General features: G+C 71.0%; 14 protein-coding genes. 5 read left to right on the top strand and 9 right to left on the bottom strand.

Annotated features, from left to right (window positions below; all coding sequences use genetic code 11):
• Positions 1-268: 268 nt before the first annotated feature.
• The gene (locus ACWIGU_RS24655; protein WP_454403864.1) at positions 269-1,636 is read right to left on the bottom strand and encodes an NAD(P)/FAD-dependent oxidoreductase; all 1,368 of its coding nucleotides are present in this window, start codon (positions 1,634-1,636) and stop codon (positions 269-271) included.
• Entirely contained in the window at positions 1,626-1,835 is a 210-nt protein-coding gene (locus ACWIGU_RS24650; RefSeq protein WP_454403863.1) for a ferredoxin, read from the bottom strand. The genes ACWIGU_RS24655 and ACWIGU_RS24650 overlap by 11 nt, the downstream gene beginning before the upstream one ends.
• Positions 1,836-2,487: 652 nt before the next feature.
• Here ACWIGU_RS24650 and ACWIGU_RS24645 point away from each other — a divergent pair.
• The 3 genes from ACWIGU_RS24645 to ACWIGU_RS24635 all read left to right on the top strand — a co-directional run bounded on the left by ACWIGU_RS24645 (position 2,488) and on the right by ACWIGU_RS24635 (position 4,172).
• The gene (locus tag ACWIGU_RS24645; RefSeq protein WP_454403862.1) at positions 2,488-2,937 is read left to right on the top strand and encodes a hypothetical protein; all 450 of its coding nucleotides are present in this window, start codon (positions 2,488-2,490) and stop codon (positions 2,935-2,937) included.
• 522 nt (positions 2,938-3,459) lie between these two features.
• Positions 3,460-3,951, top strand: coding sequence for a DUF2975 domain-containing protein (locus ACWIGU_RS24640; protein ID WP_454403861.1), 492 nt, complete (start codon positions 3,460-3,462; stop codon positions 3,949-3,951).
• A complete protein-coding gene (locus tag ACWIGU_RS24635; RefSeq protein WP_454403860.1) occupies positions 3,951-4,172 on the top strand; it encodes a helix-turn-helix domain-containing protein in 222 nt (73 codons plus the stop codon). Before ACWIGU_RS24640 ends, ACWIGU_RS24635 begins: the two co-directional genes overlap by 1 nt.
• 208 nt (positions 4,173-4,380) lie before the next feature.
• On the opposite strand, the gene ACWIGU_RS24630 is transcribed toward ACWIGU_RS24635, so the two are convergent.
• The 7 genes from ACWIGU_RS24630 to ltnD are packed head-to-tail and all read right to left on the bottom strand — an operon-like array spanning position 4,381 to position 11,380.
• Positions 4,381-5,142 (bottom strand): FadR/GntR family transcriptional regulator, encoded by a 762-nt coding sequence (locus tag ACWIGU_RS24630; protein ID WP_454403859.1) that lies wholly within the window; start codon positions 5,140-5,142, stop codon positions 4,381-4,383.
• Positions 5,143-5,147: 5 nt separating this feature from the next.
• Positions 5,148-6,182: a D-erythronate dehydrogenase gene (gene denD, locus ACWIGU_RS24625; RefSeq protein ID WP_454403858.1), complete on the bottom strand. Its 1,035-nt coding sequence runs from the start codon at positions 6,180-6,182 to the stop codon at positions 5,148-5,150.
• Positions 6,179-6,973 (bottom strand): 2-oxo-tetronate isomerase, encoded by a 795-nt coding sequence (otnI, locus tag ACWIGU_RS24620; RefSeq protein ID WP_454403857.1) that lies wholly within the window; start codon positions 6,971-6,973, stop codon positions 6,179-6,181. Before otnI ends, denD begins: the two co-directional genes overlap by 4 nt.
• Before the next feature lie 31 nt (positions 6,974-7,004).
• Positions 7,005-8,312, bottom strand: a complete 1,308-nt coding sequence (locus tag ACWIGU_RS24615) for an MFS transporter (RefSeq protein ID WP_454403856.1) — start codon at positions 8,310-8,312, stop codon at positions 7,005-7,007.
• A gap of 59 nt (positions 8,313-8,371) precedes the next feature.
• The gene (locus ACWIGU_RS24610; protein ID WP_454403855.1) at positions 8,372-9,061 is read right to left on the bottom strand and encodes a class II aldolase/adducin family protein; all 690 of its coding nucleotides are present in this window, start codon (positions 9,059-9,061) and stop codon (positions 8,372-8,374) included.
• Positions 9,058-10,350: a 3-oxo-tetronate kinase gene (gene otnK, locus ACWIGU_RS24605; protein WP_454403854.1), complete on the bottom strand. Its 1,293-nt coding sequence runs from the start codon at positions 10,348-10,350 to the stop codon at positions 9,058-9,060. Before otnK ends, ACWIGU_RS24610 begins: the two co-directional genes overlap by 4 nt.
• A gap of 1 nt (position 10,351) precedes the next feature.
• A complete protein-coding gene (gene ltnD / locus ACWIGU_RS24600; RefSeq protein WP_454403853.1) occupies positions 10,352-11,380 on the bottom strand; it encodes an L-threonate dehydrogenase in 1,029 nt (342 codons plus the stop codon).
• A 269-nt stretch (positions 11,381-11,649) separates the two neighbouring features.
• Between ltnD and ACWIGU_RS24595 the strand changes: the two genes are divergently transcribed.
• Together ACWIGU_RS24595 and ACWIGU_RS24590 are read left to right on the top strand one after the other, a co-directional pair.
• Entirely contained in the window at positions 11,650-12,531 is an 882-nt protein-coding gene (locus tag ACWIGU_RS24595) for a universal stress protein (protein WP_454403852.1), read from the top strand.
• 517 nt (positions 12,532-13,048) lie between these two features.
• Positions 13,049-14,065 (top strand): LacI family DNA-binding transcriptional regulator, encoded by a 1,017-nt coding sequence (locus tag ACWIGU_RS24590; RefSeq protein ID WP_454403851.1) that lies wholly within the window; start codon positions 13,049-13,051, stop codon positions 14,063-14,065.
• Positions 14,066-14,079: the final 14 nt, after the last annotated feature.

Raw genomic sequence — 14,079 nt, 5'->3', positions numbered from 1 at the left:
CGGCCACCTGCCGGCGGGTGCACTACGGCTGTCTTTGGGCGGGCTCGGACGATATTCCCGGCTGCCTGCTGCGGCGAGGATCTGCCGCCTGTTCTGCACGCCGAGAACGTCGAGGTGCGGGACCGTGTCGCCGGCGTGTTGGAGGTATTGGGCGGTGGGGATTGCACCGTACAGGCCCGGGATGCGTGCGATCTCGGAGGCCGACATCCTGCCTCGCGCCCAGCGCCTGGCACAGGGCGGCGCGGCGTCGTCGTGGGACGGGCGGGGGTCAGCGCATGGGCTGCACCACGGTCAACCGGCGGTCGGGCAGGTATCCGGTGAGCGCCACGGTGGGGCCGTGGGAGAGTACGGAAGGATCCGGCACATCGGAGGGGATCGGTACGTCGGCCGCGATCGCGCGGTCGGCCGCGCCGGGTGGGGGCGGGAAGGGTGCGGCCGTCTCGATCAGGTGCCGGTAGTAGTCCAGTGACTTGGCCATGTCTACGGTGACCGCGGCGGTGACCCGCCCCTGGTAGCCGTAGACCATTGCCAGGCGGCGCGCCTCCAGAGAGCCCTGGGCGATGACCACGTGGTCGGAGTAGGTGGGCACGCCCACCGATTTGATGTTGAGCCCGAACTGGGTCGACCAGAACGTCGGGATGGCCAGGTGCGGGCGCCGCAATGGCCCCGGACTGACCATGTTGTGGGCCGCCACCTCGGCCTGCTCGACCGCGTTGCCCCAGTGCTCCAGGGAGAGCATCTGGTAGCCGAACAGCGGGTGCGGGAAGCGGGAGACGTCACCGGCCGCGAAGACGTCGTCGGTGACGATGCCGTACATGTTGAAGGCGCGGCAGCCGGCGTCGCAGGCGATCCCGCGCGGGCCCGCCGCCAGCCCGGAGTCCGCCAGCCACTCGACGTTGCGGATCGCGCCCAGCGCCACGACGCACACGTCGGCGTCGACGCGGCTGCCGTCGGACAGGTCGGCGCCGGTGAAGCTGCCGTTCCCGCGCAGGGCGGTGACCGTCACCCCGGTGCGCAGGTCCACGCCGTGGTTGCGTTGCATGGCGGCCGCGAGTTTCGCGAGAGTGCCGCCGAGCGCGCCCACCAGGGGCGCGGGGCCGCGTTCGGCGACCGTGACCTCCAGTCCCCGTTCCCGGCAGGCGGAGGCGATCTCCGAGCCGGTGAAGCCGCCGCCGATCACCAGCACCCGCTCCGGCCCGGCGGCCAGCCGCTCGGCCAGCCCTGCGCCGTCCTCGCGGGTGCGCAGGGTGAACACCCCGTCCAGGGCGCCCTCCTCCTGGTTGGGCCAGGGCCGGGCGCGGGTCCCGGTGGTGATCAGCAGCCGGTCGTACGGCAGCGACTCGCCGTCATCGAGCAGCACCTGTTTCGCGAGTGGGTCCACGCCGGTGGCGCGTACGCCCAGCCTCCACTCGGCGTCCGGGTCCCGGCGCATCGGCAGCCCGGTGGTGTCTGCCATCGCCCGCCCGAGCAGCACCTGCTTGGACAGCGGCGGCCGGTCATAGGGCGGGTGGGACTCGTCCCCGACCACGGTGAGCGAGCCGGTGAAACCCTCCTCGCGCAGCGCCTCCGCGGCTCTGAGCCCGGCCAGCGAGGCTCCGACGATGACGATGCGGCCGTCCTTGAGGTCACCGGGCACCGCCGCTCACCTCTTCCCCGAGGAGGATCGCCTGCACCGGGCACGCCGCCGCGGCCCGGCGCACGTACTCGACCTGGTCGTCGGGAACCGCCGTCGCGTACAGCAGCCCCTCCTCGCCGTGTAGCTCGAATACCTCCGGCGCGAGAAAGACGCACTGTGCGTAGCCCTGGCAGCGCGTGAGGTCCACTACGGCCTGCATCCCCACCACTCCCTCGGTTGTCACACCCCTTCTTCCAGCATGGGGCCAGACCTAGGCGCCCGCACGCCAGCCTCCCCGGGGCGCAGCCGGCCCCGAAGCGCTGCGCGGCCTGAAGAATCTCGTCGACGAGCACCTCGCCGGCTTGTTGTTGGACACGACAGACGATCTCGCCGCAGCGGCCACCGGTACGGACTTCGTGCGGGGTCGGTACCGGAGCGGCCTGCCATCAAGGAGCAGATGTTCGCGACCCTTTGCTGGAGGGCTTGCCCGGTCTGGGCGTCGCGGGCCACGTTCAGGCCGACGTCACGCTGACCAGGTACGAGGACAACGCCAAACCGTCGCTGGACATCTTCGCGGCCCCCGACGGACTGCGCCTGGTCGCGGCGGAGTTCACGATCCTCAGCACCGGCGACGACCCCGGCAACCTGGGAGCGAAGACCATCGACTCGACCCGCTCCTGCAGACCGACGGAGAACACACGGCCAGGGGGAACGGAACCTCGCCGCGGAGGTGATCGCGTACGCATCTGCGCGCACCGAGCACCGTCTGCTTCCGTTGGAGTGAAGAAGTCGATGAGCCGCTGCCCCTCGACGCCTCGACGCGTAATGGTTCCTCTGAGGCAATCGGTAACGAAAGAAACAGAGTTAGGTATATGAGGCGCATCGGAACAATCCTGGGCGCTGCCGCGCTCACCCTGCTGACCATTCCGGCGAACGCTCACGCCGCAGCAGTCGCCTGCGGCGGTGGAGTGTCGACCGGCCGGGTGGCCGTCAACGGCTGCATCAGCGCCCAACGCGGAAAGGAAGGCCGCATTTACACTCGGGAGATCACGGCGTACGTCAAGGCGCGCAACACGGGGCCGAGGGCGGTGAACGTGTCCTACGAGGCGTTCTTCCGTGTCGTCGACGGTGGCTACTGGGTGAAGTTGGGCAGCGGTCGCACCTATGTCCCGGCGGGTGGCACCGTCGAGCCCACGGAGGTGGGAAGCTCGACCCGGGTGTGCGCGCCCGGTGTGAGGGTCGAGATTCGCGTACACGCCCGTGCCGACGGGGGCGCCTGGAGCGGCTGGTCCACCGCCGGCACGGGGCAGTGCCAGACCTGAGCGGCTGAACATGCGATGCCCGAAGGCCGGGTGTTGATCCTGGGGAAGCGTGACCCGAAGTGCGCGCTGGTCCCGGCGGGCCGCAGTGCTTCTTGCCCGACTGGGTGAGGGGTGTCCGGCGGAGCGGCGGACCTCTTGAGGGCGACGCGTTCGATGGCTTCGAGACAGGTGGCGCAGGAAGGCTGTCTCCGCCTGTCTCCGCCGCTGGAGAAGGCCAAGAGCGGCGAGACCTTCGAGTAACCGGTAGCTGCGTAAGTGGCCGTCACCCCGAGCACGGGGTGACGGCCTTCGGCTTCGTCAGACAGGTAGGCGGCCCGCGACGACCGTGGCCGCCCCTGTGCAGTGGCGGAGGTTCGCCGGCTCTCGGCTGCTTGTCGTCCCTGGCCACCGCGCCTGGGGCAGGCGCATGCGCGGCCTCGTCCGCCCCGGTGCGAAGCGCCGCCGCCCACCCGCCGTACCGGCCCTTGCTTCATCTATCGAAAATCGATAGATTCCCATCGTAACTCGATGGAGGGATGGGTCGTGGGAAAGCTGACAGTGCGTGCGTTGCGTGCCGTTCTCGTGGTGGTGCTGACCGGCACCGTGTTCGTACAGGCATCGATGGTGTGGGTGCTGGTCAGTGGGAGTGACCCGGAGGACGGGTCGCTCCCGCTGACCGCGCTGCGCGTGATCACGATCCTGGGCATGGTGGTGGCCCAGGTCGCCCTGGTCTGCGTATGGCGGCTGGTGACGATGGTGCGCCGCGGGACCGTGTTCTCCCACGCCGCCTTCCGGTACGTGGACGGTGTGATCGGCGCGATCGTGGCGGCTGCCCTCCTGTGGTTCGCGGTCACGGCCGTCAATGCGCCGGGCCAGCGGGAGGACCCGGGCGTCACCGTCATCATGGGCGGGATTGGCCTGGCCATCCTGGGGGTCGCGCTCATCGTGCTCGTGCTGCGGATGCTGCTCGCCCAAGCTGTCGCCCGCGACAGCGAAGCGGCGCAGATGCAGGCCGAGTTGGACGAGGTGATCTGATGGCGATCATCGTCGACATCGACGTGATGCTGGCCAGGCGGAAGATGTCCGTGGGTGAACTCGCGGAGCGCGTGGGGATCACGCCCGCCAACCTGGCGGTACTCAAGAACGGCCGCGCCAAGGCGGTGCGCTTCGCGACGCTCGCCGCGCTGTGCGAGGTGCTCAAGTGCCAGCCGGGGGACCTGCTGCGCTGGGAGGCCGAGGACGCCGCGGTCGGATGACGTGCCCCGGGGCGGGAGTGAATACCCCTGGCGCCACCGGCTCGTGACACGGCACGCGGACCGCATGGACGTGGATCGCCGATCACCCGCAGCACCGCCCCGACCCCGCTGCCCGCGAACGCCGCCACCGCAATCTTGGATTCGCGGACGGCCCGTGGGCCTTGCGGGCGAGAGGTGGGCGACGTCAATGGGCCGGGCCCCAAGGGAATTACGGAGTCGCGTCGAGCTCCACGCCCAGGTCCTGCGCCGTGTGCCAGAACTCGGGGTCCGCCTTCTGGAGCCGGACCGCCGCGTGTTTGAGGTGGCGGCGGGCGGCCGTGCGGGCCGCTTTGGCGTTGCCCTGCTCGATGGCGGCCAGGATGGCGTGGTGCTCCTCGCGGACCGCGTCGAAGAAGTCGCCCCTGCGGGCCTCGTTGGCGCGGGTGACGCGGATGCCGCCGCGGGAGACCTCGCCGAGGTAGCGGACGGTGGAGACCAGGACCGTGTTGCCGGTCGACTCCGCGATGGAGCGGTGGAAGGCCAGGTCCTCGTCGGCGCCGTCGCCGCCGGCCGCGACCGCCGCGTCGATCGCGTCGAGGGCCTTTCGCATCCGGGCGTGGTCGGCGGCGGTGGCGCGGGTGGCGGCGAGCTCGGCCGCCTCACCCTCCATGGCGCGGCGGACCTCGACGATCTGCAGCACCTTGGCCTTGGTGTCGGTGGTGCTGGTGGTGTCGGCTTCGAGGTCGAGTGGCCGGGTGCGCCGGGGCAGGACGAAGACGCCCCGCCCCTGGCGCGGCTCGACCAGGCCGGCGCTGGCCAGCCGGGACACGGCCTCGCGGATCACGGTGCGGCTGACGCCGAGCTGCTTGACCAGCTCGACCTCGGTCGGCAGTTTGTCGCCCGTGGTCAGCCGCCCGGACTCGATCTCGTCCGCGAGCATCGCGGCGACGCGGTCCGCGAGCCGGACGGGCCCGTCCACCTTGGTAAACATGGTCGTCAGTCTATCGGCGTGGGCCTGGCCGCCACGGCGGTGACGGCCTGCGCGTGGTCGGCGACGTACTGGTGCACCACCGCCGCGAAGTCCGCGTCGGGCTCAAGTCCGAGCCAGGCCGCGCGGGTGTTGTCGAAGGCGGCCGGCCAGGAGCCGACGATGGCCTCGACGGCCGGGTCGGGGGCGACCTTCACCAGGTCGGCGACGGCGTCCCCGGCGACCTGACGCAGCGTGTCGAGGATCTCGGCGACCGTGACCGTGAGGGCCGGGAGGTTGACCGGGAGGCCGCCGGACAGCTGCCCGGGGCCCTCGCCGCGCTCGGCCTGGGCCACGCGCAGAATGCCCTCGACCGTGCGGCGGGGGGAGGCGAGGGCGACCCGCAGGTCCGGGCTGACCGGGCAGGTCGCCTCGAGGCCGGCCAGCGGCTCGCGGACGATGCCGGACAGGAAACCGGAGGCCGCCGCGTTCGGCTTGCCGGGGCGCACCGAGACCGTCATCAGGCGTGTGACGCGGCCGTCGAGGAAGCCGCGGCGGGTGTACTCGGCGATCAGCTGCTCGCAGATCCGCTTCTGGACGCCGTAGCTGGACTGCGGCGTGGGCAGCGTCTCCTCGCTGACGACCTCCGGCAGCGCCAGCGCGGCGTCAGAGCCGTAGACGGCGACGCTGCTCGCGAAGACCACCCGTACCTTCGGAAGACCCGCGGCCGACTGGGCGCGCGCCGCCTGGAGGAGGGCGCGGGTCGTATCCAGGTTGGCGCCCATGCCGAGGTCGAAGTCGGCCTCGCACTCGGCGGAGACCGCGGCAGCGAGGTGGATGACCACGTCCACGGGCTGCGCGAACAGGTCGCCGAGGTGCTCGGTCAGGTCGCCCTGGACCACGTCCACGAGCGGGTCGGCGGCCAGCGGCGATTCCTGCGGTACGAAGAGGTCGGCGAGGACGAGGCGGGTGATGGGGGCGCCCTCGAACGTGCGCTGCTCCAGCAGGGCCCCGGCCACCTGGCGGCCGAGGAAGCCGAAGCCACCCGTGATGACGATCCTCATGCGTTGTCTCCTTGGAACGTGTCTCGCCAGCCGAGACCCTCGCTCGTGCCGGCCTTGGGGAAGTACTCGCAGCCGATCCAGCCGTCGAAGCCCAGCTCGTCGACGACGGACATGAGATGACGGAGGTTCAGTTCTCCGGCATCGGGCTCGTGACGGTCGGGCACGCCCGCGATCTGAAGGTGGGCGACGCGGCCGGTGGGCAGGTCGCGGCGGAGTGTGGCGGTGAGGTCACCCTCGACGATCTGGCAGTGGTACAGGTCGAGTTGGACCTTCAGGTTGGAGGCCCCCACCTCCTGGACGACGGCGTGGGCGTCGGCCTGCCGGCTGAGGAAGTAGCCCGGCATGTCGCGGCCGTTGATCGGCTCGATCAGGATGTCGACGCCCGCCGCCGCGGCCTGCTCGGCGGCGTACGCGAGGTTCGACAGGTAGGTCGCGCGGTACGGCGCCGGGTCGGCGCCCTGCGGGACCAGGCCCGCCATCATGTGCACGCGCGGGCAGTCGAGCGCGGCGGCGTACTCCAACGCCCGCTCGACGCCGTCGCGCACCTCCGCCTCGCGTCCGGGAAGCGCCGCGATCCCGCGCTCACCCGAGTCCCAGTCCCCGGGCGGCGCGTTGAACAGCACCTGCCGCAGGCCGTGCACGTCGAGACGGAGCCGCAGCTCGGTCGCCTCGTACGCGTACGGGAAGAGGTACTCGACGGCCTCGAAGCCGTCCGCGGCGGCCGCGGCGAAGCGGTGGGGGAAGTCGTGCTCGGGATACAGGGTGGACAGGTTCGCGGCGAACCTCGGCATGGTGACTCCGTAAGGTGTGAGACAGGCTCGGTCAGCGGTTGACGACGCTCTTCTTGGTGGCGAGGACGGCCGCGGCGCCGATGACCAGGCCCAGCGCCAGGACGTACATCGGGATCGCCGTCGAGTCGGTGGCGTCCTTCAGCGAGCCGATCATGTACGGGCTGACGAAGCCGGCCAGGTTGCCGACCGAGTTGATGACGGCGAGCCCGGCGGCGGCCGCGGTGCCGCTGAGGAAGGCGGTCGGCAGCGACCAGAACAGCGGTGCGCAGGTCAGCACGCCCGCGGCGGCGATCGACAGCGCGACCAGGGACAGGGCGGTCGACCCGGTCCAGCTCGCGGCCAGCGAGAACCCGACGGCGCCCATCAGGCTCGGGACGACCAGGTGCCAGCGGCGCTCGCGCCGCTTGTCGGCGGAGCGGCCGAAGAGGTTCATCGCGACGAGCGCGGCCAGGTACGGCACGGCGCTCAGCGCGCCGATCGCGAAGCCGCCCTCGATGCCGGTGGACTCGACGAAGGTCGGCATCCAGAACGTGAGCGCGTACTGACCCATGACGAAGAAGAAGTAGATGAGGCACATCAGCCACACCTTGGGGTCGCGGAACGCGTCCCACGTCCTGCCGTGCTCGCCGTGGTGCTTGGTGTCCTCGGCGAGCGCGCGCTCGATCACGCTCTTCTCGTCGTCGCTCAGCCACTTCGCGTCGCGCACGCTGTTGTCCAGGTAGAACAGCGTCATCACGCCGATGGCGATGGCGGGCAGCGCCTCGATGAGGAACAGCCACTGCCAGCCGTTCCAGCCGCCGGTGCCCTCGAAGACGTCCATGATCCAGCCCGAGAGAGGGTTGCCGAAGATGCCCGCCACGGGGATGGCCGACATGAACAGCGCGATCACCCGGGCCCGCCGCGCGGACGGGAACCAGTACGTGCAGTAGAGGATCACGCCCGGGTAGAACCCGGCCTCGGCGGCGCCGAGCAGGAACCGGAGCACGTAGAACGTCGCCTCGTTGTTGACGAAGACGAACAGCGCCGAGACCACGCCCCAGCTGATCATGATCCGGGCGATCCAGGTGCGGGCGCCGACCTTTTGCAGCATCAGGTTCGAGGGGACTTCGAACAGGAAGTAGCCGATGAAGAACAGGCCGGCGCCGAGGCCGTACGCAGCCTCGCTGAAGCCGAGGTCCTCGGACATCTGCAGCTTGGCGAAGCCGACGTTGACCCGGTCCAGGTACGAGACGACGTAGCAGAGAATCAGGAAGGGGACGATGCGCCGGATGACCTTGCGGAACACGGCGTTCTCGCGGGTCAGTTCGGGGCTTTCGGCCGTGGGGACGGTCGTAGGCATGAGGGGCACTTCCTTGTGCGGCTCAGGGGATTTCGAGCGGATGGGGACGGGACGGGGTGTTACCAGGAGGCGCCGAAGGCGGTCCTCAGTTCGTCGATGGCGTCGTCGGGGAGCGGCTCCGGCCTGCGGCCGGTCGTCAGCCAGAGGCGTGCGGTCTCCTCCAGTTCCTCCAGTACGGCCAGTGCGGACGCGGCGTCCGGGCCCCAGACGACGGGGCCGAGCCGGTCGAGGAGCACGGCCCGGATCGGAGTCCCGTTCGCCGCACGGGAGTTGATGCGGTCCGTGACCAGGCCGGCGACGCGCGGGTCGCCGGGACGGTGGTACGGGACGAGCGGGACGTGGCCCACCTTCATCACGTAGTACGGGGTGAGGGGCGGGAGCACGTCGTCCTGCTGCCACACGCCGGCCAGCGTCAGCGCGACCAGGTGCGTGGAGTGGGTGTGGATGACGAACCGGGCCGTGGGGTCGGCCGCGTAGATGCGCCGGTGCAGCGTGAGCGTCTTGCTGGCGCGGTCGCCCGCGATCTGCTCCCCGGCAGCGTCGACCTGCGCGAGCCGGTCGGCCTCGAGGAAGCCGAGGGCCGCGTCGGTCGGCGTGATCAGGTGGCCGTGGCCGTCGTCGAGCTTCGCGCTGATGTTGCCGGCGCTGGCGTGGACGTAGCCGCGGCCGAACAGGCTGGTGCCGACGCGGACGATCTCGGCGCGGGCGGCAGCCGCCTTGAGGTCCTGTGTCTTGAGGCCCTGAGTCACTTGGACTCCTCGTTCAGGAGGGCGAAGGCCGCGGTGAAGAAGTCCGGGCCGCCGAAGTTGCCCGACTTGAGGGTGATGTGGAGGGTGTCGCCGCCGGGCAGCGGCGCCGCGCACCACGGCACACCCGGGTCGATCTGCCCGCCGATGCGCAGGCCCGTGAGGCCGAGCGCCTGCACGACAGCGCCGGAGGTCTCGCCGCCCGCGACCACGAGTTGCCGTACGCCGCGCTGGATGAGTCCCTGGGCGACGCGGGCGAGCGTCTGCTCGACCAGCTCACCCGCCTCGGCGGCGCCGAGCTGACCCTGGACGGAGCGGACCGCGTCCGGCGACTCGGTCGAGTAGACGAGCACGGGCCCGTCGGCGAGGTGCTTGTCGGCGAAGGAGAGCGCCTCGGCGGCGATGTCCTCGCCGGCGGCGATCCGAAGGGGGTCGACGCTGAACGCGGGGCGGCCGGTGCTGAGGAACTCCCGTACCTGACCGTGCGTGGCGGCGGACACCGAACCGGCGACGACGGCCTGCCGGCCGGAGGCAGGGGGCAGCTGGGCGGCGGCCGGGGACGGTTCGAACCCCCAGTTCGCGGGCAGCCCGATGGCCAGGCCCGAACCGGCGGTCACCAGCGGCAGCTCCTTGACCGCCGCACCGAGCCGCAGGAGATCGTCATTGGACACGGCGTCGACGATCGCGGCGCCGACCCCGTCCGCCCGCAGTCGCGTGATCCGGGCCCGGACGGCGTCAGCGCCTTCCGCCACCACCTTGTGGTCGATGAGGCCGACCGGCCGGGTCGTCTGCGCGTCGAGCACGGACACCAGGTTGGAGTCGGTCATCGGCGTGAGCGGGTGGTGGCGCATGCCGGACTCGCCGAGCAGGACGTCGCCGACGAAGAGGTGGCCCTTGAAGACGGTGCGCCCGTTGTCGGGGAACGCGGGCGTCGCGACGGTGAAGTCGGTGCCGAGGGCCTCCATCAGGGCCTCGGTGACCTGGCCGATGTTGCCGGCCGGCGTCGAGTCGAAGGTGGAGCAGTACTTGAAGTAGATCTGCTCGGCGCCCGCGGCGCGCAGCCACTCAAGGGCGCGAAGGGACGCCTCGACGGCCTCGGCCGCCGGGACCGTACGCGACTTGAGGGCGATGACCACCGCGTCCGCGTCGAGCGTGGGATCAGTCGTGGGGTCGGCGCCTTCGGCCGGTACGTCGATCAGCTGGAGTACGCGCATGCCCGCGCGCACCAGGTTGTTGGCCAGGTCGGTGGCGCCGGTGAAGTCGTCGGCGATGCACCCGAGGCGGACGCTCACGTCAGTCCTCCTTCTTGGGCTGGTGGGTTGGCTGGGGCCGGTCCGCGGGCTGCGGCAGGTCGATGCCGGGGAAGATCTTGATGACCGCGCTGTCGTCCTCGCCGCCGAGCCCGGAGGCGGACGCCTGCAGGAACATCTGGTGGGCGGTGGCGGACAGCGGCAGCGGGAACTTCTGCGGCCGGGCCGAATCCAGTACGAGCCCCAGGTCCTTGACGAAGATGTCGACGGCGGACAGCGGCGTGTAGTCGCCCGCCAGCACATGTGCCATACGGTTTTCGAACATCCATGAGTTGCCGGCGCTGTGCGTGATGACCTCGTAGAGCGCCTCGGCCGGAACGCCGGCCTTGATCCCCAGAGCCATCGCCTCGGCTGCCGCGGCGATGTGCACGCCCGCGAGCAGCTGATTCACGATCTTGACCTTAGAGCCGAGACCGGCGTGGTCGCCGAGACGGTACACGGTGGAGCTCATGGCTTCGAGTGCCGGGTCGGCGACGGCGTACGCCGCGGCGCAGCCCGACGTCATCATCGTCAGCTCACCGGCTGCCGCGCGGACGGCCCCGCCGGAGATGGGCGCGTCCAGGTAGAGCACGCCGGACACGCCCAGGCGGCGCTCCAGATCGGCCGACCAGTCCGGGTCGACGGTGGAGCACATCACGTAGACGGATCCGGGGCGCAGCCGCTCGGCCGCCGCTCCGTCGCCGAAGAGGACCGACTCGACCTGCGCCGCGTTGACCACGACGCCGATCAGGACATCCACCTCGGCCGCCAGCTCGGCGGGTGAGGCGAACGCCGTCCCGCCGTCCCGGGCGAATTCGGCGGCCACCTCCGGCCGCAGGTCGTGGACCCCCACGTGGTGTCCGGCGGTGCGCAGGCTGCGGGCCATGCCCAGGCCCATGGCCCCGAGCCCCACCACGCCCACGCGCGGCCGTACGGGCCGCTGCTCGTCGTTCATGTCCGCCCTCGTCATCGTTGACTCGTCGACTCGTACGTGTCGTTGTGCTGCTGCAGTCACAAGCAGCGATCGGGTCATATGATGACCTGCGGACATCGAGGAGTACAGAGTGACGCCGGTCACATCCCAAGTGCCGTGCCTGCCGGTGCCGGGTTTGGCACCGGCAGGGGCGGCGTGGGCGGCGGACGGTGCGGCCGCCGCAGGAGGGCCCTGCCGTCAGCGCACCCCCGGTACGAACGCAGCAGTTCGGGCAGTGGGCGTCATGCGCTGCCGCCCAGTCCTGTGGCAGGGACGCGTCGGTGGGGTCAGGCTGGGAGCAAGGGGCCGAGTCGGACATGGGAGGCGCCGTGGGCAACCTGGTCGTCGTGGGGGTGGATGGTTCGCCGTCCGGCCTCGCAGCGGTGGAGGCGGCGGCTCGAGAAGCGCGATGGCGGCGTGCGGGGCTTCGAGTCGTGTATGCCCTCTGGCCGGTGATTACGCCCGGGCCCGTGCCGATGGCCGCGGCGCCCTTCGGCCCACCCGAGGGAGTGTTGCCCGACGAGGTCGAGAGCGCGCTGACCGCGGCGCTGCATCGAGCCGCCAGCGTGGCACCTCAGGTGGAGATCACCCATGACGTGGTGGCCGGCGAGGCGCTGACGGTGCTGGAGGCTCAGTCGCGTGACGCGGATCTGGTGGTCGTCGGATCCCGGGGCAGGGGAGGCTTCGTCGGGATGCTGCTGGGGTCGACCGCGGTCTACCTGACTGCCCACGGCCACTGTCCGGTGATGGTGGTGCGCGGGGAACCGGACGCCGCCGGGCCGATCGTGCTGGGCGTCGACGGGTCGCGGGCCGGCGAGGAAGCGGTCGATTTCGCGTTCGCCGAGGCCGCGCTCAGGGGTGCCGAAATCGTGGCCCTGCACGCGTGGACGCCGGACAACGTGCCCCTGCCGCTGGCTCCGCCGCAGTTGGCGGACGTGCCCCAGGCGGGCGCAGTCGCCGAGAACGAGGAACGTCTGCTGGCCCAGGCACTCGCGGGTCGTCAGGAGAAGTATCCGCAGGTCCCGGTCAAGCACGAACTGGTGCTCGGCGTGACCCACGAGGCGTTGATCGAGGCGAGCAGGACCGCCCAACTCGTGGTCGTCGGGGCCAGGGGGCGGGGTGGCTTCACCGGGCTGCTCCTGGGATCGGTCAGCCAGTCACTGCTGCAACAGGCTCACTGTCCTGTCACCGTCGTCCGCGGCAAGGAGTGACGAGCTCTCCCTGAATCGGCCCACGTCGTCGCCTTCGTCACCAGCGTCGTCACCCGACGCCCGACGCCCTGCGCGCCAAGGTCCACGAGGCGCTCGCCTTCTACAACCAGATCCCGTTCCACGCCCGTGTCATCGAGCTGTCAGGCCACAGTCACGCCGCCGGCCTGGCCGTCGTCGGCGATGAGAAGGACCTCACCGAGACGGTGCGCCGCTACCGCGACGCGGGCGCCACGGACGTCGTCGTCCCCGGCTCCCAACTCGACGGTGACGGGGCCCGGTTGCGCACCTGGGAGGTTCTGGGCGAACTGGCCTGAGAGATGCCTGCACGGCCACGCCACCCGGTCATTATCCTGTGCGGAGGACTCCGGGCAGTTCCGCAGCGTCGAAGCGCTTCGACAGCTTATGGACAGGCGACCGCCGATCCCCATAGGGTCGACTGGTCGAACGGTCACGGGCAAACCGTGCCTGTCGAAGCGCTTCACTTCGGCGTCCCCTCGTCACGGCTCAGGAGAACGACATGGTCACGCTCGCAGAGGTCGCCCGGCACGCCGGAGTCTCCGCCAGCACCGTGAGCTACGTCCTCAGCGGCAAGCGGTCCATTTCCGCGGCCACCCGCGAGCGCGTCGAGTGCAGCGTCCGCAAGCTGGGGTACCACCCGAACGCGGGCGCCCGGGCGCTGGCCAGCAGCAAGTCGAACATCATCGCCCTGATGGTGCCGCTGCGCACCGACATGTACGTGCCGGTGATGATGGAGATCGCGATGGCCGTCGCCACCGCCGCCCGCACTCACGGCTACGACATCCTGTTGCTCACCGGCGAGGAGGGCGCCGAGGCGGTGCGCCGCATAGAAGGCAGCGCGCTCGCCGACGCCATGATCGTGATGGACGTCGAGCTGGACGACGAGAGGCTGCCGCTGCTGCGTGCCGCGAACCGGCCCGCCGTCCTCATCGGTCTGCCGTCCGACACCGCCGGACTGAATTGTGTGGACCTCGACTTCGCCGCCGCCGGGGCAGTGTGCGCCGAGCACCTCGCCGGCCTCGGGCACCGTGAGATCGCCGTCATCGGCGAGGCCGCCGCCGTGTACGAGCGGCACACCGGATTCGCCGAGCGGACCCTGACGGGCCTGCGGGAGCGCAGCGCCGAGCTGGGCCTGCGGCTGCTCCACCGCCCCTGCGAAGGCAGCTACGCCTCGGTCTCGGCAACGTTGTCGCGAGTCTTCGACGAGCGCCCCGGCACGACCGCGTTCGTCGTGCAGAACGAGGCGGCCACGGACCCGCTGCTCGCCCTGCTTCGCCAGTCGGGCCGCGCCGTCCCCGAGGACGTCTCCGTCGTCGCTGTCTGCCCCGAGCAGGTCGCCGCGCACGCGTCGGTGCCGCTCACCTCGGTCGCGGTGCCCGCGCAGGAGATGGGGCGGCGCGCCGTGGAGCAGGTCATCGCGAAGATCGAGGGGCGCGGCTCGGACGAGGAAGTCGTGCTGCTGGCACCGGAGTTGACGGTGCGCGAGAGCGCGGCCCAGGCGCCCGCCGGAGCCTGAGCCGCGCGTCCCTC

This window comes from Streptomyces sp. NPDC055400, from assembly GCF_053644375.1.
Note: the sequence above shows the minus strand (reverse complement) of the source record. Positions and strands in the feature narration are given on the sequence as shown.

Excerpts from the sequence above, each read along its gene's own strand:
- ACWIGU_RS24645 (WP_454403862.1), top strand. The coding sequence starts at position 2,488 with ATGAGGCGCATCGGAACAATCCTGGGCGCTGCCGCGCTCACCCTGCTG.
- ltnD (WP_454403853.1), bottom strand. The coding sequence starts at position 11,380 with ATGACCCGATCGCTGCTTGTGACTGCAGCAGCACAACGACACGTACGA.
- ACWIGU_RS24615 (WP_454403856.1), bottom strand. The coding sequence starts at position 8,312 with ATGCCTACGACCGTCCCCACGGCCGAAAGCCCCGAACTGACCCGCGAG.
- ACWIGU_RS24590 (WP_454403851.1), top strand. The coding sequence starts at position 13,049 with ATGGTCACGCTCGCAGAGGTCGCCCGGCACGCCGGAGTCTCCGCCAGC.
- ACWIGU_RS24630 (WP_454403859.1), bottom strand. The coding sequence starts at position 5,142 with ATGTTTACCAAGGTGGACGGGCCCGTCCGGCTCGCGGACCGCGTCGCC.
- ACWIGU_RS24635 (WP_454403860.1), top strand. The coding sequence starts at position 3,951 with ATGGCGATCATCGTCGACATCGACGTGATGCTGGCCAGGCGGAAGATG.
- ACWIGU_RS24650 (WP_454403863.1), bottom strand. The coding sequence starts at position 1,835 with ATGCAGGCCGTAGTGGACCTCACGCGCTGCCAGGGCTACGCACAGTGC.
- otnI (WP_454403857.1), bottom strand. The coding sequence starts at position 6,973 with ATGCCGAGGTTCGCCGCGAACCTGTCCACCCTGTATCCCGAGCACGAC.
- denD (WP_454403858.1), bottom strand. The coding sequence starts at position 6,182 with ATGAGGATCGTCATCACGGGTGGCTTCGGCTTCCTCGGCCGCCAGGTG.